Consider the following 24,691-nt stretch of genomic DNA (forward strand, 5'->3'; position numbering starts at 1 on the left):
CTCAGGCCCCCCGCACGACGTTGCGCAGACGCGGATCGAGCGCGCCATAGAGCAGGTCCACCACCAGGTTGGCCGTCACCATCGTCGCCGCCACCAGCAGCAGGATGCATTGCACGACCGCCAGGTCGCGGTTGGCGACCGCCACCACCAGCAGCCGCCCGACCCCCGGCCAGGAGAAGACGCTCTCGACCACCACCGCGCCGGCGATCAGGCTGCCGACCATGAAGCCGATGATCGTCACCGTCGGGATCGCCGCATTCGGCAGCGCATGGCCCCAGACCACCGCCCGCCAGGGCACGCCCTTGGCCGAGGCGGTGCGGATATAGGGCTGGCCCAGCACCTCCAGCATCGCACTCCGGGTGAAGCGCGCCAGCACCGCCGCACCGCCGACGCCCATGGTGACGATCGGCAATATCGCATGCCGCCAGCTATCCTGCCCGCCGGAGGGCAGCCAGCCCAGCTGCACCGCGAAGACCAGCACCAGCAGCAGGCCGAGCACGAAGGAGGGCACGGTGAAGCCGGCCACCGCCAGCACCATCACCGCCCGGTCGATCAGCGAATTCCGGTGCAGCGCCGCAGTGATCCCGGCCGGGATGCCGATGAACAGCTTGATCAGCAGCGCCGGGATGGTCAGCGCCAGGGTCGCCGGGATGCGCTCGGCGACCAGCACGATCGCCTCCCGCCCATCCCGCATGGACCGCCCGAGGTCGCCGCTGAAGATCGCCCCGAAGTAGCGGAGGTATTGCACATACAGCGGCTCCTCCAACCCCCAGGCGCGGCGGAAGGCGGCCACCGCCTCGGGCGGCGCATCGGCCCCCATGATGATCTGCGCCGGGTCGCCCGAGAGCCGCAGCACGATGAAGGCGAAGCTGACGACCAGGATGATGGTGACCGCCGCGCGCAGCAGCCGGAAGCCGAGGAAGCGCAGCATCAGGCAGCCCTCCGGGCGGGGACATCGCCCTGCGCCACATGGCAGGCGACCTTGCGCCCATCCCCGGCGCGCGGCTTCAGCACCGGGTCCACCTGCGCACACATCGGCACCGCCGCGGCGCAGCGGGGGTGGAAGGCGCAGCCGCCCGGCCGGTCCGCCGGATTGGGCGGGTCGCCCTGCAGCAGGATGCGCCGCTGCCGCCGCCCGGGATGCGGGATGGCCGAGACCAGCGCCTGGGCATAGGGATGCGCCGGGTCGTGCAGCACCGCATCCGGCTCCCCCTCCTCGACGATGCGGCCGAGGTACATCACCGCCACCCGGTGGCTCACCTGCCGCACCGCCCGCAGATCGTGGCTGACGAAGAGGATGGCGGTGCCGAGCCGCGCCTGCAGCTCCACCAGCAGGTTCATCACCTGCGCCTGGATCGAGACATCGAGCGCGCTGATCGGCTCGTCGCAGACCAGCAGCGCCGGCTCGGTCGCCAGCGCCCGCGCCAGCACCGCCCGCTGCCGCTGCCCGCCGGACAGCTCATGCGGATATTGCCGCCCCTGGTCCGGCCGCAGCCCGACCTCCCGCAGCAGCGCCGCCACCCGTTCCGCCCGGTCGCCCCCCCCGTCCGGCCAGCCGTGGATCACCAGCGGCTCCGCCACCTGGGCGCCGATCGTCATGCGGCGGTCGAGCGCGCCCAGCGGGTCCTGGAAAACCATCTGCATCCGCGCCCGCAGCGCCCGCCAGGCCGGCGTGCCCGGCGCCGGCATGGCCTGGCCCTGGAAGCTGACGCTGCCGGCATCCGGCGCCTCCAGCCCCAGCACCAGCCGCCCGGTGGTGGACTTGCCGCAGCCGCTCTCGCCCACCAGCCCCAGGGTCCGCCCCCGCTCCAGGCTCAGCGAGACGCCGTCCACCGCCCGCACCTCGACCGGCCGGCCGAAGACGCCGCGCCGCATCCCGTAGCGCCGAACCAGCCCCTCGGCCGCCAGCAGGGGAAGGTCCCTCATGCCGGAACCAGCTCCGGCACCGCGCGCAGGCAGGCGACGGCATGGCCGCCACCCACGTCGAAGCTGGCCGGCAGCCCCTCGGTACAGGCCGGCAGGCGTTGCGGGCAGCGCGGCGCGAAGGCGCAGCCGGGCGGCATGGCCCAGGGCTCCGGCACCCCGCCCGGGATCGCCGCCAGCGGCCGGCGCGGCCCATCGACCGGCGGCAGCGCGCCGAGCAACCCGCGGGTATAGGGATGGGTCGGCGCCGCGAACAGCCGCGCGGTCGCCGCCGCCTCGACGATCCGCCCGGCATACATGACGCAGACCCGCTCGCAGGTGTCGGCCACCACGCCGAGGTCGTGGCTGATCAGCACCAGCGCCATCCCCGTCTCCCGCCGCAGCGCGCCCAGCAGATCGAGGATCTGCGCCTGGATGGTCACGTCCAGCGCGGTCGTCGGCTCATCCGCCACCAGCAGCTCCGGCCGCCCGGCCAGCGCCATGGCGATCATCACCCGCTGGTTCTGCCCGCCCGAGAGCTCGTGCGGATAGGCGTCCAACCGCCGCCCGGCATCCGGGATGCCGACCTGGTCCAGCAGCCGCCGCGCCTCCGCCCGCGCCGCCGCGCCGCGCAGCCCCTGGTGCAGGCCGAGCGCCTCCGCCACCTGGCGGCCGATGCGGTGCACCGGGTTCAGGCTGCTCGCCGGGTCCTGGAAGATCATGGCGATGCGGCCGCCGCGCACCCGGTCCAGCACCGCCGGCGCGGCGCCGAGGATCTCCTCCCCGCCCAGCCGCACGCTGCCGGAAACCTGCGCCCGCCCCGGCAGCAGTCCCAGCGCCGCCAGCCAGGTGACGGACTTGCCGCAGCCGCTCTCCCCGACCAGCCCCACCGCCTCCCCCGGCGCGATGCCGAGATCGACGCCGCGCAGCGCCCGGGCGCCGCCGAAGGACACGCTCAGCCCGCGGATCGAGACCAGCTCAGACATCCCAATTCCCCGCGCGGAAATCCATCAGGAAGGATTGCGCCGCGCGCCAGCGGATGGCCCGGCGCTTGCCGGTGAAATTCGCCGCCTGGTGCAGCATGGCATAGGCCGGGTCCTCGTTCTCGAGGATGCCCAGCAGCCGCCGCATCGCCGCCCGGCGCGTCGCCGTGTCCATCTCGGACTCCAGCGCCTCGACCGCAGCGAAGGCGTCCTCGTTCGCCCATTCGCCGCCGGCCGGATGCGCGCCATGCCGGCCCCAGACGCCGGGCATGTTGGAGACGGGATCGGCGATGAAGACGGTGGAGGACCAGTCGCGCAGCGCCCGGTCCGGCCCGGCCGCCAGCACCTGGTTCCAGTTCTCCCGCATCTCGATCTTCACGTTCAGCCCGGCCGCCCGCCAGTTCTCCACCAGCACCTGCGCGGTCGGCGTCTGCGCGGTGTAGTAGTTGTTCAGCAGCCGGTAGGGGATGGCATCGCCCCGGTAGCCGCTGGCCTTCACCAGGGCGCGGGCCTCGGTCAGGTCGAAGCGCGGCTGCGGCCAATCCTCCAGGTACATCCCGCCGTAGAAGGGGAATTGCATCCCCCGCGGCACCTCGGTCCGCCCGGCCCAGAGTCCCTCGATGATCGAAGCCCGGTCGATCGAGAGCGACAGCGCCCGCCGCACCCGCGGGTCCACCAGCTGCGGATGGGTCTTGTCGAAGGCGATGAAGCGGTGGTTGGCGATCAGCCCGCCCTGCACCTCGAAGGCGCGGTTGCGCTCGATCTCGCCGATCTGGTCGGGCGGGATGTCGCAGGCGAAGTCGTATTCGCCCGAAAGCAGCCCGGCGATCCGCGCCGAAACCTCCGGCACCTCGAGGAAGCGGATGCGCCGCAGCGGCGGCCGCCCGCCCCAGTACCCGTCGAAGGCTTCCAGCAGCAGCGAGGTATCGGGCCGGAATTCGGCGACGCGATAGGGCCCGGTGCCGATCGGCTTGCGCGCCCATTCCAGCCAGCTTCCCGCCTCCTCCAGCGCCCGGCGATTGACCACGATGCCGATCCGGTGGCCCAGCCGCTTGTCCAGCGCCGGGTCCGGCTTCTCCGTCACGAAGCGCAGCCGGTGCCGCCCCAGGACCTCCACCGTCAGGCCGGGGAAGACCGCCCGCCCCTGCGCCCGCACTTCCTGCGGCACCCGGGCGGCGATGCCGGCGGCGCCGCCCATCAGCCGCTCCGGCCCGAAGGAGGCCGCGACATCCTCGGCCACCATCTCGTCGCCGTTGTGGAAGCGCACGCCGGGGCGCAGCTCGACCTCCACACGCCGCGCATCCAGCCGGGTCCAGCGCAACGCCAGGCCCGGCCGCGGCTGCAGGGTGGTGATCCAGTCGGTATCGACCAACGGCTCGGTGTAGCAGGCGAAATGCCGCGTCCCGACGTTGGAATTCTCCCGCGCCACGTCCAGCGTATTGGAATTGGCGATCTTCTGCACCGCGACGGTGATGGAGGGCCGCGCATCCTGGGCCATCGCCAGGCGCGGCAGGGCCGGCGCGGCCAGCAGGGCCAGCGCCGAGCGACGCGGGAGCACGCCTCAGGCCCCCCAGTTGGTGGCGCGGAAGTCCATGGCGAAGGCCGGGGCCGCCTTCCAGCGGATATCGCGGCGCTTCGCCGTGAAGGTCGCGTTCTGGTGCAGCACCGTATAGGCGGGGTCCTCCCGCTCGGCGATCTCCAGCATGCGGCGAAAGGCCAGGTTGCGCTGCGCCCGGTCGGTCCCGGTCTCCAGCGCGCGGCAGAGCGTGTTGAACTCCTCGTTGGCGTATTCGCCGACCTGCTGCTGCTGGCCGTTCGGGCCGTGCTGGTTCACCAGCGAGGAGACCGGGTCGCTGAACAACCCGCTGTTCGACCAGTCGCGCACCGCGCGGCCAGCGCCCGGCTCCAGGACCTGCGACCAATTCTCCTTCATCTCGATCTGCACGTTCAGCCCGGCCGCGCGCCACATCTCGACCAGCACCTGCGCCGTCGCCGTCTGGTTGGTGTAGTAGTTGTTCAGCAGGCGATAGGGGATCGGGTCGCCCTTGTAGCCGGCCTCGCGCAGCAGCCGCCGCGCCTCCGCCAGGTCGTACTTCGGCACGGTCCAGTCGCCGACGAACATGTCGCCGTAGAATTCCCACTGCAGCCCGCGCGGGATGCCGGTGCGCCCCGCCCAGAGGCTGTCGACGATCGCCTGCCGGTCGATCGCATGGGTGAAGGCGCGCCTGACCCGCGCATCCCGCAGCAGCGCATGGTTCTTGTCGAAGACCGTCAGCCGGTGGTTCGGGATGGTGCCGCCCTGCACCTCGAAGCCGCGGTTGCGCTCGATGCCGCTGATCTGGTCGGGCGGGATGTCGCAGGCGAAGTGGTACTCGCCCGAGAGCAGCCCGTTGACGCGGGAGGACACCTCGGGGACCTCGACGAAGCGGAGCTGCTTCAGCGGCGGCCGGCCGCCCCAGTAGTCGTCATGCGCCACCAGGGTCAGCGAATGGTCGGCGCGGAATTCGGCGACCTTGTAGGGCCCGGTGGTGACGGGCTTGCGCGACCAGTCGAGCCAGGTGGCGGCCTCGGCATAGCCGCGCCGGCTGCCGATCTCGGCGCCATAGCGGGCCATGCGGCCCTCCAGCGTCACGTCCGGCGTGCGGTTGACCCAGCGCACCGTGTACCTGTCCACCACCTCGATACGCTCGATCCCGGGGAAGGAGCGGTTGGCGACGGCCGGCACCTCGATCGGCAATTCCTTGCCGGACCGGCCGGGGTTCACCTCGCCGACGCGGATGGTGGCGCCGCTGTTCGGCCCGCCCGGCCCGAACATGCGGTCGTTGCCGAAGGAGAAGGCGACGTCCTCGGCGGTCAGCTCGTCGCCGTTGTGGAATTTCACCCCCTGGCGGAGCTTCAGCTCGACCACGCTGTCGCTGATGCGCCGGACCTCGGTCGCCAGCACCGGGATGGTCTCCAGCTTGCCGGCATAGTCGCGGCCGAGCAGCCCTTCCCAGAGCGAGGTGACCAGCACCCGCTCGCCCACGTTGGACTGCTCGCGCAGCGGCTCCAGCGTATTGGTGTTGCTGATCTTCTGCACCGCGACGGTGATGGACGGGCGCTGGTCGGACTGGCCGATGGCGAAGCGCGGCAGGGCGGCCGCCGCCACGGGGGCGGCCAGCAGGCTACGGCGACGGATCATGACTGTGCTCCTCGGTCCTCGAGACCATCGGGCGTGGCGCGGAAGGCGGTCAGCGTGCGTTCGGCATGGCGCAGCCGCCAGGACAGGGCGCGCTGCGCATAATCCTTCACCAGCCCGGCATGGTCCGGGCTTTCCGCCAGGTTGCTGAACTGGTGCGGGTCGCGTTCCAGGTCGAAGAACAGCGGCGGCAGCGCGGCGAAATGGACGTATTTGAACCGCGCATCCTGGATGACGCAGAGGCTGCTCTCATCCATCCCCAGGCCGAGGTCGCCCTCCGGCCTGGAATAGAAGACGTCGCGGAAGTCGTATTCGTAGTGCAGCGCATCGCGCCACCCGGCCGGCGGCCCGGCCGCGACCAGCGGCAGCAGCGAGGCCCCGTCGCAGCTGCGCGGGATCTCCCCGCCGAGCGCTTCCAGGATGGTCGGCATCACGTCGATGCTCTCGGTGAAGGCGCTCTCGATCGCGCCCGCCCGCGCCGCCGCCCCCTTGGCCGGCTTCACCACCAGCGGGATGCGGAAGCTCTCGTCGAAGTAGCCGATCTTGCCGAGCAGCCAGTGGTCGCCGAGCTGCTCGCCATGGTCCGAGGTGAAGACCACCATGGTCTCCTCCCATTGCCCGGTCTGCTCCAGGTAGTCGAAGACCCGGCCGAGGTTGTCGTCGATCTCGCTGATCAGCCCGGCATAGGTGGCGCGCATCAGCCGCACCGCGGCGGCATCCAGCCCGGTCACCGCACCGCCGGCGCCATGGAAGAAGCTGCCCTGGCCGATGCCGCGCAGGTAGAAGTCCAGCAGCGGATGCTGCCGTGCCTCCTGCCGCCAATCGCCCGCCCGGACCGGCCCCGGCATCTCCGCCGGGTGGTACATGCGGTTGTAGGGGCTCGGCGCGATGAAGGGCGGATGCGGCCGGTAGTAGCCGAGGTGGAGGAACCAGGGCTTGCGGCCGACGCCCTTGAGGTAGGTCAGCGCCCGGTCGGTGAAATAGGCAGTGTCCGAGAGCTCGGCCGGGATGCGGCAGGGCCGGTCGGTGGCGCCGGGGACGGCATCCTCGCCTTCCGGCAGCCAGATATCCTCCCGCCGCTCCGGCAGCCGGTAGCCCTTGTGCGCCAGCCAGCCGAAATAGCCGTCCATCGTCGGCTCGAAGGCGCCGACGCTGCGGAAGCCCTCCATCAGGTCGCCGAGGTAGGTGAAGCGGGGGTCGCGCGGGCCGGTGCCGCGGGGGTCAGGCGTGGTGGTGGTATAGCCAATCAGCGCCGGGTCATAGCCGATCCGCCGGAGCGCCTTGCCCAGGTTCATGTGCCGGGCATCCAGCGGCACGGTATTCTGCACCGCCCGGTGGTTCATCAGGTACTGGCCGGTCAGCAGGCTGGCCCGCGCCGGGCCGCAGGGCACCGTCGTCGTCACATGGTTGCGGAAGGTCACCCCCTGGCGGCAGAGCCGGTCGAGGTTCGGCGTCCGCAGGAAATGCGCCCCCAGCCAGGGCACGAAATCCGCCCGCCACTGGTCCACGACGATGAGCAATACGTTCCGCGGTCCGGCCATCGGCCCCAAGCCCCTGCAATGGGGCGGGGCGATACCGCGCGGGCCGGGACAGTGATGTGGTGGTTCGGCGTCACTTGCGTGACACCTGATGGCCGGGGACCCGCCCGCCGGGTCGTTTCCATATCCTATCGATATCGGCCGGTTACCGCCGCCGCGGATGCTTCAACTCGGGGCGCCGAGGCCCTAGTGTAGCTCCGTGGAAAACGCTGAAACGCACCAGGGCCTAATGCCCCGCCCCCCCGCCGCCGCGCCGCGCGGCGGTGCGCTGCACCGCTTCGCCAATCCCGGCCGCTTCCTGCGGCTCTCGGGCCGGGTGCAGCCCTGGCTGATCGGCGCCGCGATCCTCACCCTCGGCATCGGCCTGCCCTGGGGCCTCTTCTTCTCCCCGCCGGACTACCAGCAGGGCGAGACGGTGCGGATCATGTATGTCCACGTGCCGATGGCCTGGCTGGCCATGGGCGGCTATACCGGCCTCGCCGTCACCGCCATCCTCTCACTCATCTGGCGCCACCCGCTGGCGGACCTGGCGGCGCGGGAGCTCTCGCCGATCGGCGCTGCCGCCACCGCGATGTGCCTCGCCACCGGCAGCCTCTGGGGCAAGCCGATGTGGGGGACCTGGTGGGTCTGGGACGCGCGGCTGACCAGCGTGCTGGTGCTGTTCTTCCTCTGGCTCGGCCATGCCGCCCTGGTCCGGGCCTTCGACGACGCGGAACGCGGCGCCCGGATGGGGGCCATCCTGGCCCTGGTCGGGGCGGTGAACGTGCCGATCGTGAAATTCTCGGTCGACTGGTGGAACACGCTGCACCAGCCCGCGAGTGTGACCCGGCTCAATGCGCCGGGGCTGCATGTCGATATCCTCTACCCGCTGCTGGTCTGCGCCCTCGGCTTCACCCTGGCCTTCATGGCCCTGGTGCTGGCCCGGACGCGGGCGGCGGTGATGGAACGACGCATCCGCGCCCTGCAGATGGCGGCGGCGCGCCGGGCGGAGGTGGCATGACGACGCATTGGCTCCATATCACCATCAGCTACGCGCTGGTGGTCGGCGGCTTCCTGGCGATGGCCCTCGCCACGATGGCCCGCCATGCCGCGGCGAAGCGCCGTTTGGCCCAACTCGATCCCCGCGCCCTGCGGCGCGCCCAGGATATCGCATGAACCGCAAGAAGCGCCGCCTCTGGGTCCTGCTGCTCTGCGCCATCGGCCTCGGCAGCGCCACCGCGCTCACCCTCACTGCCTTCCAGGACAACCTGGTATTCTTCCGCTCGCCGAGCGACATCGCCCGCGATGCGCCGAAGCCGGACCGCGCCTTCCGCCTCGGCGGGCTGGTCGAGGGCGGCAGCGTCACCCGGGAAAGCTCGCCCGAGGGTAAGCCGGAGGCCCGCTTCCGCGTCACCGATGGCGCCAGCACCATCCCCGTCACCTATGGCGGCGTGCTGCCGGACCTGTTCCGGGAAGGCCAGGGCGTCGTCACCCTGGGCAAGCTCGGCCCCGACGGCATCTTCCGCGCGTCGGAGGTGCTGGCCCGGCACGACGAGACCTATATGCCGCCCGAGGTCGCCGATGCCCTGAAGCGCAGCGGCCACTGGAACCCGAACCAGGGCGCCGCCCCGCCGGCTGCCACCTGGAACACCCTGGAACCCGCGGCCACCCCGCGCCGGAGCGGTTCATGATCCCCGAACTCGGCCATTTCGCCCTCGCCCTCGCCCTGGCACTCGCCCTGGCCCAGGTCGTCACCGGCCTGGTCGGCGCCCAGCGCGCCGATGCCCGGCTGATGGGCGCGACCGGCCCGCTCGCCGCCGGCGTGCTGGTCGCCGTCGCCACCGCCTTCGGCTGCCTGGTCTGGGCCTATGCGGTGAACGACAACACCGTGCTGAACGTGGTGCAGAACAGCCATTCGGCGAAGCCGCTGCTCTACAAGATCTCCGGCAGCTGGGGGAACCATGAGGGCTCGATGGTCCTCTGGGTGCTCATCCTGGCGTTGTGCGGCGGCGCGGTCGCCGGCTTCGGCGGCAACCTGCCCTCGGCGCTCCAGGCCCGGGTGCTGGCCATCCTGGCGCTGGTCGCGGTCGGCTTCCTCGGCTTCATCCTCGGCACCTCCAACCCCTTCGACCGGGTCTGGCCGCCGCCGCTGGAAGGCCAGGGGCTGAACCCGATCCTGCAGGACCCCGGCCTCGCCTTCCATCCGCCGCTGCTCTACCTCGGCTATGTCGGCTTCGCGGTGACCTATGCCTTTGCGGTGGCCGCCCTCATCGAGGGCCGGGTCGATGCCGCCTGGGGCCGCTGGGTCCGCCCCTGGGCGCTGGCCGCCTGGTCCTTCCTGACGCTCGGTATCGCCCTGGGTTCGTGGTGGGCCTATTACGAGCTCGGCTGGGGCGGCTACTGGTTCTGGGACCCGGTCGAGAATGCCTCGCTCATGCCCTGGCTGGCCGGCTGCGCCCTGCTGCATTCCGCCATCGTGGTGGAGAAGCGGGAGGCGCTGAAGACCTGGACCGTCTTCCTCTCGCTGCTCGCCTTTGGCATGTCCCTCCTCGGCACCTTCCTGGTGCGCTCGGGCGTGCTCAACAGCGTGCATGCCTTCGCCAACGACCCGGAGCGCGGCACCGTCATCCTGATCCTGCTCGCGCTCTATATCGGCGGCGGCTTCCTGCTCTTCGCCTGGCGGGCGCAGGCCATGCTGCCGACCGGCATCTTCGCGCCGATGTCGCGCGAGGGCGCGCTGGTGCTGAACAACCTGCTGCTCTGCTCCATCGCCGCCGTGGTGCTGGTCGGCACGCTCTACCCGATGTTCGCCGACCTCGTGCTGGGCGAGAAATTCTCGGTCGGCCCGCCCTTCTTCAATACCGCCATCCTGCCGCTGGCAGCACCCTTGATCGGCGCCATGGGCTTCGGCCCGATGCTGGCCTGGAAGCGGGCGAAGCTCTTCCCCGCCATGCAGCGGCTGTGGTGGGCGGCGCTCGCCGGCCTCGGCGCCTTCGCGCTCTGCCTGATGCTGGAGGGTCAGCGGATCGGCCCAGCGCTGGGCTTCGCCGCCGCCGCCTGGATCATCGCCGCCTCCGTCGCCGATATCGCCGACCGCATCGCGCTGTTCAGCCGCCCGCGCGCCGCCTGGTCCCGCGCCCGCGGCCTGCCCCGCGCCGCCTGGGGCAGCGCCACCGCCCATGCGGGCATGGGCGTGATGATCCTCGGCCTCGCCGGCATGGGGCTGGCGGTGGACAAGCTGCAGCTGGTCAAGCCGGGTGAGAGCACCCGCCTCGCCGGCCTCGACTACAAGCTGATTCGTGTGGTGGACGCGACGGGCCCCAACTTCACCTCCCGCCGCGCCACGGTCGAGGTCCGCGACGGCGACCGACTGGTCACGGTGCTCGAGCCCGAGCGCCGCAGCTTCCCCGTCGCCCGCATGACCACCACCGAGGCCGCCATCCACACCACTTGGCTGAAAGACCTCTACCTCGTGCTCGGCGACGAGCGGGAGGGCGGCGCGGTGCTGCGCATCCACAACAATCCGCTGGCACCCTGGATCTGGCTCGGTGCCGGGATCATGGCGCTCGGCGGCGGCATCTCGCTCAGCGACCGGCGGATGCGCGTCTCGGCACCGGCCGCGAAACTGGCCAAGGGCGGCGCGCGGGCATGAGCGAGACCGTGTCAAACCCGTGGCGCCGGCGCAGCCTGCTGCTCGCCCCGGTCGCCGTGGCCTCCGTCGCCGGCCTCGGCTTCTATGCCATGCTGCGCGGCATGGGCACCGGCAGCTACGACCCGCGCGGCGTGCCCTCCGCCCTGCTCGGCAAGCCTGCGCCCGGCTTCGACCTGCCGCCGCTGGAGGGCGCCGAACGCCCCGCCGTCACCAGCGCCGACCTGCGCGGTGACCGGCCGGTGCTGCTGAACTTCTTCGCCTCCTGGTGCGTGCCCTGCGTCATCGAGCATCCGCAGCTCATGAAGATGATGCGCGACGGCGTCGCCGTGCTCGGCGTCGCCTACAAGGACAAGCCGGAGGACAGCCTCGGTTTCCTCCGCCGCCACGGCAACCCGTTTGCGAAGCTCGGCGTCGACCAGCCCGGCCGCGTCGCCATCGACTACGGCCTCTATGGCGTGCCGGAGACCTACCTGATCGACAAGGGCGGCATCATCCGCTGGCGCTGGGCCGGGCCGATCACCGAGGAGATCCTGGCGCAGCAGATCGCCCCCCTGCTGAAGCGCTTCGCATGATCCGCTGGCTGTTCCTGCTGTTGCTGGCCTGCGGGCCCGCATGGGCCGTCAACGATCCCGCCGACCAGCTCCCGGATGCCCGGCTGGAGGAACGCGCCCGCGTGATCGGCCGCGAGCTGCGCTGCATGGTCTGCCAGAACCAGTCGATCGAGGACAGCGATGCCGACCTCGCCCGCGACCTGCGCCGCATCGTCCGCGAACAGGTGGTGGCCGGGAAATCCGATGCCGCCGTCACCGAATTCGTCCACCAGCGCTACGGCGACTTCGTCCTGCTGCGGCCGCCGATCAAGCTCTCGACCGCGCTGCTCTGGGCGACCCCGGCGGTCGCGCTGCTCGGCGGGCTGCTGCTGATCCGTGGCATGCGCCGGCGCCGCCTGCCGGATGCGGTGCCGGACCTCTCCCCGAGCGAACGCGCCCGATTGGCGAAACTGGCAGGCGGGACGCCCGAGTGAACTGGTACCTGTTCTGGCCGCTGCTCGGCCTCGTGGCCGTGGCGGCGCTGCTGCCGCTCGCCGCCGTGCTGCTCCGCCCCGCCGCCGCCCGCGGCCGGCGCGAGGCCGACCTCGCGTTGTACCGTTCCCAGATGGCGGAGCTGGACCGGGAACGCGAGGCCGGCCGGCTGGAGGAGGCCGCGCATCGCGCCGCCACGCTGGAGGTGCAGCGCCGCCTGGTCCTGGCGCCCGAGGATACCGGCACCCGCAGCAGCCAGGGCACCCGCTGGACGCTTGGCATCCTGGTGCCGGTTCTCCCGGCCCTGGCGCTCGGCGTCTACCTGCTCAGCGGCAAGCCGGACATGCCCTCGGTCCCCTTTGCGCTGCGCCAGCAGATCGCCTCCCGCGACCAGGACATGCTGGCGCTGCTGCGCAGCCGCCTCGCCACCCTGGACCCGGCGAGCGACCAGGCGCGGGAGGGCTATGTGCTGCTGGCCAATGCCGAGCGCAGCCGCGGTGCCCTGGGCCCGGCGGCGGAGGCCTATCGCCGGGCGCTCGCCGGGCGCTTCGATGCCGAACTGGCCGGGCAGCTCGCCCAGGTGCTGCTCGAGGACGGCAAGGTCGAGGAGGCCAGCCGCCTGCTGGCCGAGGCCCTGCCCCGGGCGCCGCAGAGCGTCGGGCTGCGCTTCCTCTCGGGCCAGGCGGAGGCCCGCGCCGGACGGCCGGAGAATGCCCGCCGCCTCTGGCAGGCGCTGATCGCCGATGCCCCGGCCGAGGCGCCCTGGCGCGCCATGGTCGAGCGTCGGATGGCGGACCTGCCGTAGTGTGTCAGCGGGCAAATAGCCCCCGCCGGGGTTTGCCCTAAGGATGCGCCGGCTGCTGCTGGATGCGGTGGACCGGATCTCGGTCGGCTGGATGCGGCATGCGCCGGGGCCGCTGGCGCATGGCTATGCCGGCTTCATGGCCCGCCATGTCGCGCCGAGGCTCTATCCCCGCGGCGCGCGCTATGCGCGGGAGAACCTGCCCCGCCTCCGCCCGGACCTGCCGCTGGAGCCGGCCCTGGCCGAGATGTGGGACAACCTGACCCGCAGCTTCATGGAAGTCCCCCGCGCCCGGCGGATGTACGACGAGGGCCGGGTCGAGACCCAGGGCGCCGCGCACCTGGCCGGCCGGCCGCTGATCGTCGCCGCGCTGCACCTGGGGAATTGGGAGATGGTCGGGTTGTCCATGGTTCGCCACGGCGCCCCGCCGGTCGCCTTCTACCAGCCGCCGGCCAGCAGCTTCCGCACCGATACCGTGGTCGCCGAGCGCATCAAGGGCGGCGGCCGGCTGCTGCCGCTGGGGCGGGATGCCGCCCGGCCGGCCATGAGCGCCCTGGTGCGGGACCGCGACGTGCTGCTGGTCTTCCCGGACGAGAACCAGCATGGCCGCGTCGCCGCCCCGAGCCTTGGCCGCGGCCCGCGCCGGGGCGGCAACATCGAGTACACCGCCCGGCTGGCGCGGCTTTCGGGGGCGGCGGTGGTCATCGGCCATTGCCGGCGCCTGCCGGGCCAGCGCTTCCGGGTGACCTTCGAGCCGCCGCTGCAGCTGCCCCGCAGCCGCGACCGGGAAGCGGATGTGCGCGCCGGCACTGCCCTGCTGGATGCGGCGATCGAGCCGATCATCCTGGCCAACCTGCCGCAATGGCTGATGCTGCACGAATGGCGCCCCGAGGGGTGACCCCCCGGCTCTGGGCATCCGAGGCGGTCTGGCAGGAAATCCCGCATCTCGCCGCCTTCTTCCCCGGCGAGGACCCGCCGCTGCGTGGCCCCCGCCCGGCCGGCGCGGTGGAGTTCCAGCCGGACGAAGGCCCCTGGCGCGCCCCGGATTTCGGCGGCAGGCGTTGCCCCATCGCCCTGCTGCTGCCGGATGGCCCGCGCTGGGCGGACCCCTGGCACCACCGGCCGATGGCGGCCGAGGCAGGGGAAGCCCTGCTGGCCGAATGGCGCCGCCAGGCGGCCGAGCATGCCGGGATCGCCGCCCTCCTCGGCATGGCCGGCTGGAAGCGCGCCGCCATCTCTGCCGCCTTCGCCCGTCCCGGCCCGCCGATCCCCTTCGCGGAGACGGAGGCCGAGGCCATCGCCCTGGCCCGGGCGCGCAACCCGACGGGCGCCATCGCCGTTTGGGCCACCCGCGCCCCGCCGGGCCTGGCCGGGCGTTGCGCCGAGGCCGGCATCCCCGTGCTGTGGGTGGAGGATGGCTTCCTGCGCTCGGTCGGGCTGGGGGTGAATTTCATCCCCTCGGCCTCCCTCGCGGTGGATGGGCGGGGGCCGCATTACGATCCCCGCCAGGCCTCGGCGCTGGAGACGATCCTGGCGGAGACCGAATTCTCCCCAGCGCTGCTGGCCCGCGCCGCGCGGCTGCGGCAGGCGATCGTCGCGGCGGGGCTCACCAAGTACAACCTCCGCCGCCGGGCGCGGCCGCTGCCGGCCAGCCCCGGGCGGCGGCGCATCCTGGTGGTGGGGCAGGTCGAGGATGATGCCTCCATCGCCCTCGGCGCCGAGCGGGTGCGGACCAACCTGGCGCTGCTGGAGGCGGTGCGCCGGGCCGAGCCGGAGGCCTTCCTCGTCTTCCGCCCGCACCCGGATGTGGAGACCGGCTATCGCCGCGGCTATGTCCCCCGCCGCGCCGCGCGGCGCTTCGCCGATGCGGTGGCGGCGGGCGGCGACATCGGCGGGCTGTTTGCCCAGGTCGATGCGGTGCATGGCATCACCAGCCTGGCGGGGTTCGAGGCGCTGCTGCGCGGCCTGCCGGTGACCACCTGGGGCATGCCCTTCTATGCCGGCTGGGGCCTGACGACCGACATGGAGCCGCCCCCCCGGCGCGGCCGGGCGCTCAGCCTCGATGCGCTGGTCGCCGGGGCGCTGATCCTCTACCCCCGCACTCTGGACCCGGTGAGCCTGCTGCCCTGCGGGCCGGAGCTGCTGCTGGAACGCCTGGCCGACCGCGCCGCCTGGCCGCGACCGCCGCTGGGACGGCAGGCGGCGGTGCTGGGCTGGCGGTACATGGGCTGGTGGCTGAAGCAGTGCCGCCGCTTCGGGTTGTGGCGGCGCTGAGCCGGCTCAGTCGATGGCGATGCGGGCGTCGCGGGCGATGGCCTGCCAACGCGCGGCGCTGGATTTCACCCAGGCACCGACCTCGGCGCGGGGGATATGCAGGCTCTCGACGAAGGCGGTCTTCAGCCGCTCCTCGGTCTGCGGCGTGCGGGTCTGCTCCAGCGCCTCGGTCAGCCGCAGGGTGATCTCGGGCGGGGTCTTGGTCGGGACGAACAGCCCGAACCAGATGCCGAGGTCGTAGTCCGGCATCCCGCTTTCCTTCAGCGTCGGCACCGCGGGCAGGGCGGAGGCGCGGCGGCCGGTGGTGACGGCCAGGGCCTTGATCGCGCCCGACTTGGCATGCGCGGTGGAGGTCGCGGTGGTGTCGAAGCCGAAGTCCACCTCCTGCGCCAGCATCGCCGCGACCAGCGGCGAGGACCCGCGATAGGGCACATGGGTCGCATCGATCCCGGCGGTCTTCAGGAAGACCACGGCCGAGAGATGCGAGGAGCTGCCGTTGCCGACCGAGCCGTAGATCAGCGGCCGGGACTTGGCCTCGGCGATGAATTCGGCGACCGAGCTTGCCTTCACCCGCGTGGGCACGACGGAGAGCACGTTGGCCACCTCGCCGATGGTGCCGAGTCCGGTAAAGTCCCGCACCGCATCGACGCCGGTATTGGCATAGAGGATCGGGTTCACCCCGAACATCGCGGTGGTGCCGAACAGGATGGTCTGGCCATCCGCATCCGACTGCGCCGCGGCCTGGGTGCCGATGTTGCCGCCGGCGCCGGCCCGGTTCTCGACGATGACGGGCTGGCCGAGGGCGCGGCCGAGCGGTTCCGACACGATGCGGCCGACGATGTCGTTCACCCCGCCCGGCGGATAGGTGACGATGAGGCGGACCGGGCGGTTGGGCGCCCAGGCGGCGGGCTGGGCCCTGAGGGCGGGCGCGGCGAGCAGCGCGCCGAAGCTGGCGAGGGCGGTACGTCGGATCAGCATGAGGGCCTCGTGTCTGTCGCTTCGGGCGCGGTCAGAAGCGACGTAGCCGACCGCGGCGGGCGGGGCCAGCGGTCTGCCAATTCGGCACGGGCCCACCGGCGCGGCGGCGGGCGAGACGGGCGCGGCGTTCGCTGCGGGCGGTGTCGCCGGCGGCGGGCGTTGCGGCGGCCGCAGCCTTGGCAGGGGGGGCTTCGACCGCGACGCCGGGGTCCTCGGGCTCCGGCTCGATGGGCAGCGGGGCGGCCAGGGGGAGCGTGCGGGGACGGCCGCGCTTGCGCGGGGCGGGTGGCGCCTCGGCGGCGATGGGCGCCGGCTCGGGAGTGGGGGCGACCGTCGCCTCCGGCTCGGGCGCATCGATGGCCTCGGGCTCGGGTGCTTCAGGTCTGATTGCTTCAGGCGCGGGTGGTTCAGCCTCGGCCGCCGGCTCGGGCGCCGGCTCAGGCTCGGGCATCACCACATCGGCGATGAGGACGCGCAGGGTTCCGGCCGTTTCGTAATAGGAGCCATCGCGGCTCAGCAAGAAAGGCTTGCCCTCGACCCGGAAAATTCGTTGCTGCATGGTCAGCCGTTGGACCTGCAATTCGCTGGCCGGGAAGAATGCACAGCCGACCGATCGAGCGGCGGCAACCTGTTCGGGCGAGAGGTTCAATTCACAATATTCCAGAAAACTTGGCCCATGCCGCGGTCCCAATGGGGGTCCCGCCAGCGTATGAACGGCAATGTCTCCCGGATTATAGCATTGTCCAAGTGAAAGACTGTTGAAGTCGCCGATTTCACGGGTTGAGACTCCACTACCTCGACGAGACCCTTGCCTTGGCATAGATCATGGCAACGACAACCAGGGGTAGTCCATCCGGCACCGAAGGATGCGCCGAGTTCGGGCGGGATGCGCTGCGCGGCCCAGGCTGTCCCGCAGGATCGGTGGCCGCCGCCTGAAGGCGGGGCCGTCCGGTTGTGCGGCGGAACCCGCATTGTTGTTGCGGCGCGGATCGCTGGTTCCTGTATTACTGGCAATAGTTTGTTACTGTGGCCGGTAGCGGCGTTCGATACTGGCCCATCGACGGGAAGCGGCCCGCTCTGCTCGCGGCAATGACCACGGCACCCGGCCCGATGAGGCACGTTCAAAACCGCACAATTCAGCTCAATTCCGCTAAAGTCTTCTCAATTCCGTAAAATTAGCCTCAATTCTCAACAATTATTTTGGCTTAAAACTTTGATTCGGAACGATTCAAAGGCGGAAATTTTAGAATTTAAGTGCGATTGGCCGAATGTCGGGGTCGGCAAGCGCAAGGACAATTATCCTATACGCCCGCCGGCCCCGGAAGGCAAGAGTCAGGCCGCGGCGCGGGTCAGCGCCGGGTAGTCGGTATAGCCCTTGGCATCGCCGCCATAGAGCGTGTCGCGGTCCAGCTCGGCCAGCGGCGCCTTGGTGCGGAGCCGCTCGACCAAGTCCGGGTTGGCGATGAAGGGACGGCCGAAGGCGACGAAATCGGCCCGGCCCTCGGCGATCGCCGCCTCGGCCAGCGGGCCGTCGTAGCCGTTGTTGGCGACATAGGCGCCCTTGAAGGCCCGGCGCAGCGCCTGGAAGTCGAAGTCGGTCTCGCGTGAGCCGCCGGTCGCCCCCTCCACCACATGCAGGAAGGCCAGGTCGAAGCGGGCCAGCGCGGCGACGGCATGGTCGAACAGCGGCTGCGGGTCGCTGTCCGCGATGTCGTTCGCCGGCGACGCCGGGGAGATCCGCAGGCCGACCCGATCGCCGCCGAGCACGCCGACCACCGCCTCGGTCACTTCCAGCAGGAAGCGGGTGCGGTTCTCGATGCTGCCACCGTACTGGTCGGTGCGCTGGTTGGTGCCGTCCTTCAGGAACTGGTCGATCAGGTAGCCATTGGCGCCATGGATCTCGACCCCGTCGAAGCCGGCCTTGTCCGCATTGACCGCGGCCTGGCGATAATCCTCGACGATGCGGGCGATCTCGGCGGTCTCCAGCGCCCGGGGGGTGACGAAGGGCTGGAAGCCGGTCTCGGTGAAGGCCTTGCCCTCGGGCCGGATGGCGGAAGGCGCCACCGGCAGGCCGCCGTCAGGCTGCAGGCTGGGGTGGGAGATGCGGCCGACGTGCCAGAGCTGGAGGAAGATGCGGCCGCCGGCGCGATGCACGGCCTCGGTCACCAGCTTCCAGCCGGCGACCTGGGCCTCGTTGTAGATGCCGGGGGTGAAGGCATAGCCCTGGCCCTGGGGGGAGATCTGGGTCGCCTCGGCGATGATGGCGCCGGCGGTGGCGCGCTGGGCGTAGTAGGTCGCATTCATCGGGCCGGGGACGCCGGCATGGCCGGTGCGGCTGCGGGTCAGCGGCGCCATCAGGATGCGGTTGGGCAGGGTGATCGCGCCAAGCCTGGCGGGGGTGAAGAGGTCGGCCATCGGGGGACTCCGGTTGCTGCGTTGCAGCATGAAGTGGTCGGCGGGGCCCGGGGTTCCAATCGATGCGGTGGATCGGGCGGATCGGCGGCGCGAATGGCGCGGCCTCGGGCCGGCCGTTGGGCGGGCGGACCGAGGCGCACCCGGGGCGTCCGGCGCCGCGTTGCATGCGGCGAAGCCCTCGACCGATTCAGCCGACAGGAGCCGCCCCGATGATCTCCACCCGCCTGCATGGCGCGATCGACTATGGCGTTGCCGCCGCCCTCGGCGGGATTTCCACCAGCCGGCGCCTGCCGCTGCCGGTGCGGGGGGTGCTGCGGGCGGCCGGCGCCTATCATACCGGCTATGCCGCGCTGACCGATTACGAGGCCGGGCTGCTGCCGCGGCTGACCATGCGCCAGCACCTGGCGCTGGATGCGCTGGGCGGGCTGGCGCTCTGCGGCGCCGGGCTGGCGATGCGCCGGCAGCCCGGCGAGGCGCGGGCGCTGCTGGTCGGCATCGGGTTGCTGGAACTCGGGGTGGTGGCGTTGAGCCGGGCGGAGCCCGCTGACCGGCCGGCACCGGGTGCCAAGGCCATCGAGGCACCGGCCGAGCCGGATGGGCCCGGCTATCCACCGCTCGATACGCCGAAGCCGGTCGCGGAGGATGTCTTCGTCGTCGACAGCCTGCTGTCGGGTGCGATGGGCAAGGTCCTGCCGGTGCGGATGACGGTGATCCGGCTGCCCGATGGCGGGCTGCTGCTGCATTCGCCGACCCGCTTCGGGCCCCGGCTGCAGCGGGAGTTGGAGGTGATCGGGCCGATCCGGCATCTGGTGGCGCCGAATGTCGCGCATTGGACCTTCCTCGAGGATTGGCAGCGGGCCTGTCCCGAGGCGGTGACCTGGGCCGCGCCGGGCCTGCGGGAGCGGTCGCAGGTGCGGCGCAGCGGGGTGCGGCTGGACCACGACCTGCTGCGGACGCCGGAAGCCTGGGGCGGCGCGATCGCGCTGGACCGCGTGCCGGGGGCCTTGGGCTTCTGCGAGACGACGCTGTTCCACCGGCCGACGCGGACGCTGCTGCTGACCGACTTGGTGCTGAACCTGGAGGCACCGCGGCTGCCGGCATTGCTGCGGCCGCTGGCGCTGCTGTTCGGGGTGGTGGCGCCGGACGGGATGCCGCCGCCCTATCTGCGGGCCATCATCAAACTGCGCCGGCGGCCGGCGATGGAGGCCGCCGAGCGCCTGCTGGCGCTGCGGCCGGAGCGCGTGGTCTTCGCGCATGGCCGCTGGTTCGAGCGGGACGGCACCGCGGCGCTGCGGCATTCCCTGCGCTGGCTGCTGGACTGAAGGCGCCGCGCCCTCAGCCCGCCAGGACCGCCGCCAGGGGCGCAACCTCCAGCCCCAGCGTTTGGCCCAGCGCCTGGCCCACCGCCGGATGCACCACCCGCCCGGCATGCAGGTTCAGCCCCTGCGCCAGATGCGCATTCTCCGCCAGGGCGCGGGGGAAGCCCTTGTCCGCAAGCTGCAGGGTGAAGGGCAGGGTCGCGTTGTTCAGTGCGACCGCACTGGTGCGGGCGACGGCACCGGGCATGTTGGTGACGCAGTAATGCACCACGCCATCCACCAGATAGGTCGGCTCGGCATGGGTGGTGGGGCGGGAGGTCTCGAAGCAGCCGCCCTGGTCGATGGCGACATCCACCAGCACGCTGCCGGGCCGCATGGCGGCGACCATGGCGCGGGTCACCAGCCGGGGCGCGGCGCCGCCGGGGATCAGCACCGCGCCGATGACGAGGTCGGCCTCGACCACCGCCTGCTCCACCGCCTCGGCGGTGGCGAATACGGTGGCGACGCGGCCGCCGAATTCGCGGTCCAGCGCATCCAGCACCCGCGGGTTGCGGTCCAGCACCGTGACCCTGGCGCGCATCCCGGCGGCGATGCGGGCGGCGTTGGAGCCGACGACGCCGCCGCCGAGCACCGTCACCCGGGCCGCCGGCACGCCGGGGACGCCCGACAGCAGGATGCCGGCGCCGCCGGCCTCCTTCTCCAGGCAGCGGGCGCCGACCTGCACGGCCATGCGGCCGGCGACCTCGCTCATCGGCGCCAGCAGCGGCAGGCCGCCCTGCGGGTCGGTCACCGTCTCATAGGCGATGGCGGTGCAGCCGGAGGCGAGCAGGCCCCGGGTCTGCTCCGGGTCGGGCGCCAGGTGAAGGTAGGTGAAGAGGATCTGGCCGCGGCGCAGGTGGCGCCATTCCCCCGGCTGCGGCTCCTTCACCTTCACCACCAGCTCCGCCGTGGCGAAGACGGTGGCGGCATCGGGGGCGATGCTGGCGCCGGCGGCGGCATAGGCCTCGTCCGGGAAGCCGATGCCGAGGCCGGCGCCGGTCTCGACCAGCACGCGATGGCCGCGCTGGACCAGCTCGCGGACCGAGGCGGGGACCAGCCCGACCCGGTATTCGTGGATCTTCACTTCCTTCGGGACGCCGATCTGCATCGCGGTTCCTCCAGCGGTTCGGAGAGGAACATGGGGAGGCGGCGCCGGGTTTGCTCAGCCCGAAACCTCCCGCGGCGGATGCCGGCGCAGCAGCCAGAGCATGATGCCCATGGCCGGCAGCGCCGCCGCGGTGGTCAGCAGGAAGAAGGCCGGCCAGCCCAGCGCCTGGGCGAGCCAGCCGGAGCCGGCGCCCAAGGTCCGCAGCGGCACCGCCGCCAGCGAGGACAGCAGCGCGTATTGCGTCGCGGTGAAGGCCCGGTTGGTCAGGCCGGAGAGGTAGGTGAGGAAGGCGGCATCGGCGAGGCCGTCGGTGAAGGCCTCCACCCCCACCTGGGCGAACAGCATCGGCATGTCCCGCCCGCCGCCCGTCAGCGCCAGGTACATGAGGTTCGAGAGCATCTGGCCGAGGCCGGTCAGCACCAGCGCCCGGCCGATGCCGATGCGGGCGATCAGCGCGCTGCCGGCCAGCGCCCCGGCGAGCGTCGCCACCATGCCGAAGACGGTGGCGACGGTCGCCACATCCTCCCGCGTGAAGCCGAGCTCACGGTAGAAGGGCGTGGTCATGATGCCGGCCAGCGCCTCGCCCAGCTTGAAGAGGGCGATGAAGGCGAGGATGGCGAGCCAACCGGGGCGCCGGGTGAAATCGGCGAAGGGGGCGACGACGGAGGCGTGCAGCCGGGCGCGCCAGCCGAGGGCGACGGGCGCCCCGCGCCCGGGCTCCGGCCCCAGCAGCGTGGCGGCCAGGCCGACCAGCAGCAGGCAGGCCGCGGCCGCATAGGCGCCGCCCCAGCCGATGGATTGCACCAGCAGCAGGGTGCCGGCACCGCTGGCCAGCAGCGCCAGCCGGTAGCCCCAGACATAGGCGGCGAGGCCGAGGGATTGCCGGGCCGGGTCCTCCGGCAGGATCTCGATGCGGTAGGCATCGATGACGATGTCCTGGCTGGCCGAGAGAAAGGCGACCAGCACCGCCAGCGCCACGGTGGCGCCGGCCCCGGTCGCCGGGTCGGTCAGGCCGATGCCAAGGATAGCGAGGATCAGCGCCGCCTGGATGCAGGCCAGCCAGCCGCGGCGCTGGCCGAGGAAGGGCGGGCGGACAGCATCCAGCGCCGGCGACCAGAGGAACTTGTTGGCATAGGCCAGGCCGATCAGCGCGGTGAGGCCTATGGCACCGAGCGAAAGGCCGGATTCGGTGAACCACTGGCGCAGCACCTGGCCGGCGACGAGGGGCAGCGGCACCCCGGCGGAGAAGCCGAGGGCGAGCAGCAGGAGCTGGCGCCGATCCTGCCACCAGCGGGCAGGCTCGGCCGGGTGCGATGCGGATGCGGCCATGCCTTCCGGCTAGCAGAAGCGTCCCCGGGCCGCCATCGTCCCCGAGAATCATCGTTGCGGGGCCGCTGCGCGTTTCCCGTGGCGCCGATCCTGGTCTAGGCTTCGGTTCGGAATGACACCGAAGGGATGGACGGCCGGTGACAGCGGGGGAGTTTCCAGGGGGGGACTACGACCGGCGGGTGCCGGCCGAGGCCGAGGCGCTGGGCCCGCTGCTCGAGGCGCTGGAAGCCTATGCCGAGGCGCAGGCGCTCGGCCCGCGGCTGTCCCATCACCTGATGCTGCTGGCCGAGGAGGTGGCGGCGAATGTCGTCATGCATGCCGCCGGCGCCAGCTTCGTCGGGCTGCGGCTGCGCCGGTCGCCGGGAACCCTGCTGCTGGTGGTCGAGGATGACGGCCCGGCCTTCGACCCGCTGGCCCTGGCGGCGCCCGATACCGCTGCCCCGATCGAGGACCGCGACCCGGGGGGCCTGGGCGTGCTGCTGGTCCGCAGGCTGTCCCGCCAGGTGGATTACGCCAGGGATGGCGCGGTGAACCGATTGTCGGTGGTCCTGGATGCCCCCGACCCAGTTCAGGAATGAGGACACGCGCATGAACATCACCGAGACCACGGCGGGCCAGGTGACCGTCGCCGCGCTGGACGGCCGGCTGGATACCGGAACAGCGGCGGCGGCCGAGGCGAAGCTGCTGGCGCTGCTCGGCAAGGGCGGCGTGGTCGCCGACTTGGCGGCGACGCGCTACGTCAGCAGCGCCGGGCTGCGCGTGCTGCTGAAGCTGGCCAAGCAGGCCAAGGCCGCCGGTGCGCCCTTCGCCCTCTGCGGGCTGCAGCCGGCGGTGCAGGAGGTCTTCGAGATCAGCGGCTTCGACCGGGTGCTCTCGGTGCATCCGGGGCGGGCCGAAGCCCTGGCCGCGATCGGCTGACCGCGCCGCCCATGCCGCAGGCGCGCCACCGGGAGGACGAGGGGGCGGCGCTGCTGGCGGCGCTGGAAGGGCTCGCCGGCTTCGCGGATTCCGAGGTGCTGCGCCGGCGGCTGGCGCGGGCGGCGGCGCTGGCGGCGCGGGTGCGGCTGGACCGGCCGGATGCCGGGGACCCGGCCTGGGCGGCGCTGCTGGATGCCATCACCGTGCAGGAGACGCGCTTCTACCGGAACGCGCCGCAGCTCGACACGCTGCGGGCGGTGATCCTGCCGGCGCTGGTGCGGGAGGGCCATCCGCTGCGGCTGCTCTCGGCCGGCTGCGCCACCGGGGAGGAGGCCTGGACCCTGGCGATGCTGGCGCTGGATCTTGGTGCGGAAGCGGGGGGCGTGGCGGCGGAGGTCCTGGGGCTCGACCTCTGCCGGCCGGCGCTGGCGGTGGCCGAGGCAGGGCTCTACCACGGACCGCCAGATCCGCTGCGCGACCTGCCGGCGCGCTACCGCTGCTGGCTGGCGCGGGAGGACCCCGCCGAGCCGGGGCCGGCGCTGCGCCGGGCGGTGCGCTTCCGCCGCGCCAACCTGCTGCGGCTGGACGAACCGGCCGGGCACTACGACGTGGTCTGCTGCCGCAACGTGCTGATCTACCTGACCCCGGCAGCGCGGGCGGCGACCCTGGCGGCGCTGGTCGCGGCACTGCGGCCGGGCGGGGCGCTGCTGCTCGGCCCGACGGACCAGCCGGGGCCGGGGATGATACCCTGGGCGGATGGCATCATCGGCAGCTACCGGCATGGCTGAGGACGCGGCGGTGCGGCTGGGCGGCGCGTGGTGGCGGGTGCCGGCAGAGAGCCGGGTGCTGGCCACGCCGCCGCTGCGCCGGCCGCTGCCGGGCGGCGGGGCGCTGGGGCTGACCGAGGGTCGGCTGGTGCCGGCGCTGGACCCAGCTGGACTTGTTGGGGCCGGGTTGGAAGACGCGGGGTGCTGGGTGGCGCTCGGCGGGGTGCTGCTGGCGGTGGAGGAATTCGCCGCGGCGGCGCCGGCTGGGGCGGCGCCGCTGCCGGGCGAATTCCTGGCGCCGGCCGCGCCGGCACCGATGCCGCGGCTGGCGGCGGTGCCGGCGGTGGCGGGGAGGGCGGCACGGCTGCGGCGCGTGATCGGCACGGTCGGGATCCCCTCGGAGAGACGGTCTCGCCTGTTTTGGCGGCAGAATGCTGGAACAATCACCAGAACAGGCGCGTTTGTCAGGATATCGCCTTTTCGTGGTG

The 24,691-nt window shown here is 72.3% G+C and carries 25 protein-coding genes; 14 read left to right on the forward strand and 11 right to left on the reverse strand.

Annotated features, from left to right (window positions below; all coding sequences use genetic code 11):
• Window position 1: 1 nt before the first annotated feature.
• From AC0IW9_RS08610 to pehA, 6 genes are read right to left on the reverse strand one after another with little or no spacing between them, the layout of a single operon-like run.
• Window positions 2-931 (reverse strand): ABC transporter permease, encoded by a 930-nt coding sequence (locus AC0IW9_RS08610; RefSeq protein ID WP_471647809.1) that lies wholly within the window; start codon window positions 929-931, stop codon window positions 2-4.
• Entirely contained in the window at window positions 931-1,926 is a 996-nt protein-coding gene (locus AC0IW9_RS08615) for an ABC transporter ATP-binding protein (protein WP_471647810.1), read from the reverse strand. Before AC0IW9_RS08615 ends, AC0IW9_RS08610 begins: the two co-directional genes overlap by 1 nt.
• Window positions 1,923-2,888 (reverse strand): ABC transporter ATP-binding protein, encoded by a 966-nt coding sequence (locus AC0IW9_RS08620; RefSeq protein WP_471647811.1) that lies wholly within the window; start codon window positions 2,886-2,888, stop codon window positions 1,923-1,925. The genes AC0IW9_RS08615 and AC0IW9_RS08620 overlap by 4 nt, the downstream gene beginning before the upstream one ends.
• Window positions 2,881-4,443 carry an ABC transporter substrate-binding protein gene (locus tag AC0IW9_RS08625; RefSeq protein WP_471647812.1) on the reverse strand — a complete coding sequence of 521 codons (1,563 nt, stop codon included), beginning with the start codon at window positions 4,441-4,443 and terminating at the stop codon, window positions 2,881-2,883. The genes AC0IW9_RS08620 and AC0IW9_RS08625 overlap by 8 nt, the downstream gene beginning before the upstream one ends.
• A 3-nt stretch (window positions 4,444-4,446) precedes the next feature.
• Window positions 4,447-6,066, reverse strand: coding sequence for an ABC transporter substrate-binding protein (locus AC0IW9_RS08630; protein WP_471647813.1), 1,620 nt, complete (start codon window positions 6,064-6,066; stop codon window positions 4,447-4,449).
• Window positions 6,063-7,604, reverse strand: coding sequence for a phosphoric/sulfuric ester hydrolase PehA (pehA, locus tag AC0IW9_RS08635; RefSeq protein WP_471647814.1), 1,542 nt, complete (start codon window positions 7,602-7,604; stop codon window positions 6,063-6,065). The genes AC0IW9_RS08630 and pehA overlap by 4 nt, the downstream gene beginning before the upstream one ends.
• A gap of 226 nt (window positions 7,605-7,830) precedes the next feature.
• Between pehA and AC0IW9_RS08640 the strand changes: the two genes are divergently transcribed.
• Genes AC0IW9_RS08640 through AC0IW9_RS08680 form a run of 9 tightly spaced genes read left to right on the forward strand, consistent with a single transcriptional unit; the run spans window position 7,831 to window position 15,330 of the window.
• On the forward strand, window positions 7,831-8,601 hold the full coding sequence (locus AC0IW9_RS08640; protein ID WP_471647815.1) for a heme ABC transporter permease: 771 nt from the start codon (window positions 7,831-7,833) through the stop codon (window positions 8,599-8,601).
• Complete coding sequence (locus AC0IW9_RS08645; RefSeq protein ID WP_471647816.1) at window positions 8,598-8,756, forward strand: hypothetical protein; 159 nt, start codon at window positions 8,598-8,600, stop codon at window positions 8,754-8,756. Before AC0IW9_RS08640 ends, AC0IW9_RS08645 begins: the two co-directional genes overlap by 4 nt.
• On the forward strand, window positions 8,753-9,271 hold the full coding sequence (gene ccmE / locus AC0IW9_RS08650; protein ID WP_471647817.1) for a cytochrome c maturation protein CcmE: 519 nt from the start codon (window positions 8,753-8,755) through the stop codon (window positions 9,269-9,271). The genes AC0IW9_RS08645 and ccmE overlap by 4 nt, the downstream gene beginning before the upstream one ends.
• Complete coding sequence (locus AC0IW9_RS08655) at window positions 9,268-11,232, forward strand: heme lyase CcmF/NrfE family subunit (protein ID WP_471647818.1); 1,965 nt, start codon at window positions 9,268-9,270, stop codon at window positions 11,230-11,232. The genes ccmE and AC0IW9_RS08655 overlap by 4 nt, the downstream gene beginning before the upstream one ends.
• The gene (locus AC0IW9_RS08660; RefSeq protein WP_471647819.1) at window positions 11,229-11,804 is read left to right on the forward strand and encodes a DsbE family thiol:disulfide interchange protein; all 576 of its coding nucleotides are present in this window, start codon (window positions 11,229-11,231) and stop codon (window positions 11,802-11,804) included. Before AC0IW9_RS08655 ends, AC0IW9_RS08660 begins: the two co-directional genes overlap by 4 nt.
• Window positions 11,801-12,256, forward strand: a complete 456-nt coding sequence (locus AC0IW9_RS08665; protein WP_471647820.1) for a cytochrome c-type biogenesis protein — start codon at window positions 11,801-11,803, stop codon at window positions 12,254-12,256. The genes AC0IW9_RS08660 and AC0IW9_RS08665 overlap by 4 nt, the downstream gene beginning before the upstream one ends.
• Window positions 12,253-13,059, forward strand: coding sequence for a c-type cytochrome biogenesis protein CcmI (gene ccmI, locus AC0IW9_RS08670; RefSeq protein WP_471647821.1), 807 nt, complete (start codon window positions 12,253-12,255; stop codon window positions 13,057-13,059). The genes AC0IW9_RS08665 and ccmI overlap by 4 nt, the downstream gene beginning before the upstream one ends.
• 43 nt (window positions 13,060-13,102) lie before the next feature.
• Window positions 13,103-13,954 carry a lysophospholipid acyltransferase family protein gene (locus AC0IW9_RS08675; protein ID WP_471647822.1) on the forward strand — a complete coding sequence of 284 codons (852 nt, stop codon included), beginning with the start codon at window positions 13,103-13,105 and terminating at the stop codon, window positions 13,952-13,954.
• Complete coding sequence (locus tag AC0IW9_RS08680) at window positions 13,936-15,330, forward strand: capsular polysaccharide export protein, LipB/KpsS family (protein ID WP_471647823.1); 1,395 nt, start codon at window positions 13,936-13,938, stop codon at window positions 15,328-15,330. Before AC0IW9_RS08675 ends, AC0IW9_RS08680 begins: the two co-directional genes overlap by 19 nt.
• A gap of 6 nt (window positions 15,331-15,336) precedes the next feature.
• Here AC0IW9_RS08680 and AC0IW9_RS08685 read toward each other — a convergent pair whose 3' ends face one another.
• The 3 genes from AC0IW9_RS08685 to AC0IW9_RS08695 form a co-directional block, all read right to left on the reverse strand.
• Window positions 15,337-16,308: a Bug family tripartite tricarboxylate transporter substrate binding protein gene (locus AC0IW9_RS08685; protein WP_471647824.1), complete on the reverse strand. Its 972-nt coding sequence runs from the start codon at window positions 16,306-16,308 to the stop codon at window positions 15,337-15,339.
• A 31-nt stretch (window positions 16,309-16,339) separates the two neighbouring features.
• Window positions 16,340-16,957: a hypothetical protein gene (locus tag AC0IW9_RS08690; RefSeq protein ID WP_471647825.1), complete on the reverse strand. Its 618-nt coding sequence runs from the start codon at window positions 16,955-16,957 to the stop codon at window positions 16,340-16,342.
• Between the two features lie 683 nt (window positions 16,958-17,640).
• Window positions 17,641-18,723, reverse strand: a complete 1,083-nt coding sequence (locus AC0IW9_RS08695; RefSeq protein ID WP_471647826.1) for an alkene reductase — start codon at window positions 18,721-18,723, stop codon at window positions 17,641-17,643.
• A 209-nt stretch (window positions 18,724-18,932) separates the two neighbouring features.
• Here AC0IW9_RS08695 and AC0IW9_RS08700 point away from each other — a divergent pair, with 209 nt between their 5' ends.
• On the forward strand, window positions 18,933-20,045 hold the full coding sequence (locus AC0IW9_RS08700; RefSeq protein WP_471647827.1) for a DUF4336 domain-containing protein: 1,113 nt from the start codon (window positions 18,933-18,935) through the stop codon (window positions 20,043-20,045).
• A gap of 13 nt (window positions 20,046-20,058) precedes the next feature.
• On the opposite strand, the gene ald is transcribed toward AC0IW9_RS08700, so the two are convergent.
• A complete protein-coding gene (gene ald / locus AC0IW9_RS08705) occupies window positions 20,059-21,189 on the reverse strand; it encodes an alanine dehydrogenase (RefSeq protein WP_471647828.1) in 1,131 nt (376 codons plus the stop codon).
• Between the two features lie 54 nt (window positions 21,190-21,243).
• Window positions 21,244-22,518 carry an AmpG family muropeptide MFS transporter gene (locus tag AC0IW9_RS08710; protein WP_471647829.1) on the reverse strand — a complete coding sequence of 425 codons (1,275 nt, stop codon included), beginning with the start codon at window positions 22,516-22,518 and terminating at the stop codon, window positions 21,244-21,246.
• 137 nt (window positions 22,519-22,655) lie between these two features.
• Here AC0IW9_RS08710 and AC0IW9_RS08715 point away from each other — a divergent pair, with 137 nt between their 5' ends.
• From AC0IW9_RS08715 to AC0IW9_RS08730, 4 genes are all read left to right on the forward strand, one after another.
• Window positions 22,656-23,096, forward strand: a complete 441-nt coding sequence (locus AC0IW9_RS08715; protein WP_471647830.1) for an ATP-binding protein — start codon at window positions 22,656-22,658, stop codon at window positions 23,094-23,096.
• 10 nt (window positions 23,097-23,106) lie between these two features.
• Window positions 23,107-23,436, forward strand: coding sequence for an STAS domain-containing protein (locus AC0IW9_RS08720; RefSeq protein ID WP_471647831.1), 330 nt, complete (start codon window positions 23,107-23,109; stop codon window positions 23,434-23,436).
• Between the two features lie 11 nt (window positions 23,437-23,447).
• Window positions 23,448-24,224 (forward strand): CheR family methyltransferase, encoded by a 777-nt coding sequence (locus AC0IW9_RS08725; RefSeq protein ID WP_471647832.1) that lies wholly within the window; start codon window positions 23,448-23,450, stop codon window positions 24,222-24,224.
• Window positions 24,217-24,691: hypothetical protein (locus AC0IW9_RS08730; RefSeq protein WP_471647833.1), on the forward strand; the 475-nt coding region annotated here is incomplete at its 3' end. The genes AC0IW9_RS08725 and AC0IW9_RS08730, both read left to right, overlap by 8 nt.

Source organism: Belnapia sp. AC561, assembly GCF_979252845.1.

Excerpts from the sequence above, each read along its gene's own strand:
- ccmE (WP_471647817.1), top strand. The coding sequence starts at position 8,753 with ATGAACCGCAAGAAGCGCCGCCTCTGGGTCCTGCTGCTCTGCGCCATC.
- AC0IW9_RS08665 (WP_471647820.1), top strand. The coding sequence starts at position 11,801 with ATGATCCGCTGGCTGTTCCTGCTGTTGCTGGCCTGCGGGCCCGCATGG.
- AC0IW9_RS08720 (WP_471647831.1), top strand. The coding sequence starts at position 23,107 with ATGAACATCACCGAGACCACGGCGGGCCAGGTGACCGTCGCCGCGCTG.
- AC0IW9_RS08610 (WP_471647809.1), bottom strand. The coding sequence starts at position 931 with ATGCTGCGCTTCCTCGGCTTCCGGCTGCTGCGCGCGGCGGTCACCATC.
- AC0IW9_RS08685 (WP_471647824.1), bottom strand. The coding sequence starts at position 16,308 with ATGCTGATCCGACGTACCGCCCTCGCCAGCTTCGGCGCGCTGCTCGCC.
- AC0IW9_RS08710 (WP_471647829.1), bottom strand. The coding sequence starts at position 22,518 with ATGGCCGCATCCGCATCGCACCCGGCCGAGCCTGCCCGCTGGTGGCAG.
- AC0IW9_RS08655 (WP_471647818.1), top strand. The coding sequence starts at position 9,268 with ATGATCCCCGAACTCGGCCATTTCGCCCTCGCCCTCGCCCTGGCACTC.
- pehA (WP_471647814.1), bottom strand. The coding sequence starts at position 7,604 with ATGGCCGGACCGCGGAACGTATTGCTCATCGTCGTGGACCAGTGGCGG.
- AC0IW9_RS08645 (WP_471647816.1), top strand. The coding sequence starts at position 8,598 with ATGACGACGCATTGGCTCCATATCACCATCAGCTACGCGCTGGTGGTC.
- AC0IW9_RS08630 (WP_471647813.1), bottom strand. The coding sequence starts at position 6,066 with ATGATCCGTCGCCGTAGCCTGCTGGCCGCCCCCGTGGCGGCGGCCGCC.
- AC0IW9_RS08725 (WP_471647832.1), top strand. The coding sequence starts at position 23,448 with ATGCCGCAGGCGCGCCACCGGGAGGACGAGGGGGCGGCGCTGCTGGCG.
- AC0IW9_RS08615 (WP_471647810.1), bottom strand. The coding sequence starts at position 1,926 with ATGAGGGACCTTCCCCTGCTGGCGGCCGAGGGGCTGGTTCGGCGCTAC.
- AC0IW9_RS08660 (WP_471647819.1), top strand. The coding sequence starts at position 11,229 with ATGAGCGAGACCGTGTCAAACCCGTGGCGCCGGCGCAGCCTGCTGCTC.
- AC0IW9_RS08640 (WP_471647815.1), top strand. The coding sequence starts at position 7,831 with ATGCCCCGCCCCCCCGCCGCCGCGCCGCGCGGCGGTGCGCTGCACCGC.
- AC0IW9_RS08700 (WP_471647827.1), top strand. The coding sequence starts at position 18,933 with ATGATCTCCACCCGCCTGCATGGCGCGATCGACTATGGCGTTGCCGCC.
- AC0IW9_RS08695 (WP_471647826.1), bottom strand. The coding sequence starts at position 18,723 with ATGGCCGACCTCTTCACCCCCGCCAGGCTTGGCGCGATCACCCTGCCC.
- AC0IW9_RS08675 (WP_471647822.1), top strand. The coding sequence starts at position 13,103 with ATGCGCCGGCTGCTGCTGGATGCGGTGGACCGGATCTCGGTCGGCTGG.
- ald (WP_471647828.1), bottom strand. The coding sequence starts at position 21,189 with ATGCAGATCGGCGTCCCGAAGGAAGTGAAGATCCACGAATACCGGGTC.
- AC0IW9_RS08680 (WP_471647823.1), top strand. The coding sequence starts at position 13,936 with ATGGCGCCCCGAGGGGTGACCCCCCGGCTCTGGGCATCCGAGGCGGTC.
- AC0IW9_RS08620 (WP_471647811.1), bottom strand. The coding sequence starts at position 2,888 with ATGTCTGAGCTGGTCTCGATCCGCGGGCTGAGCGTGTCCTTCGGCGGC.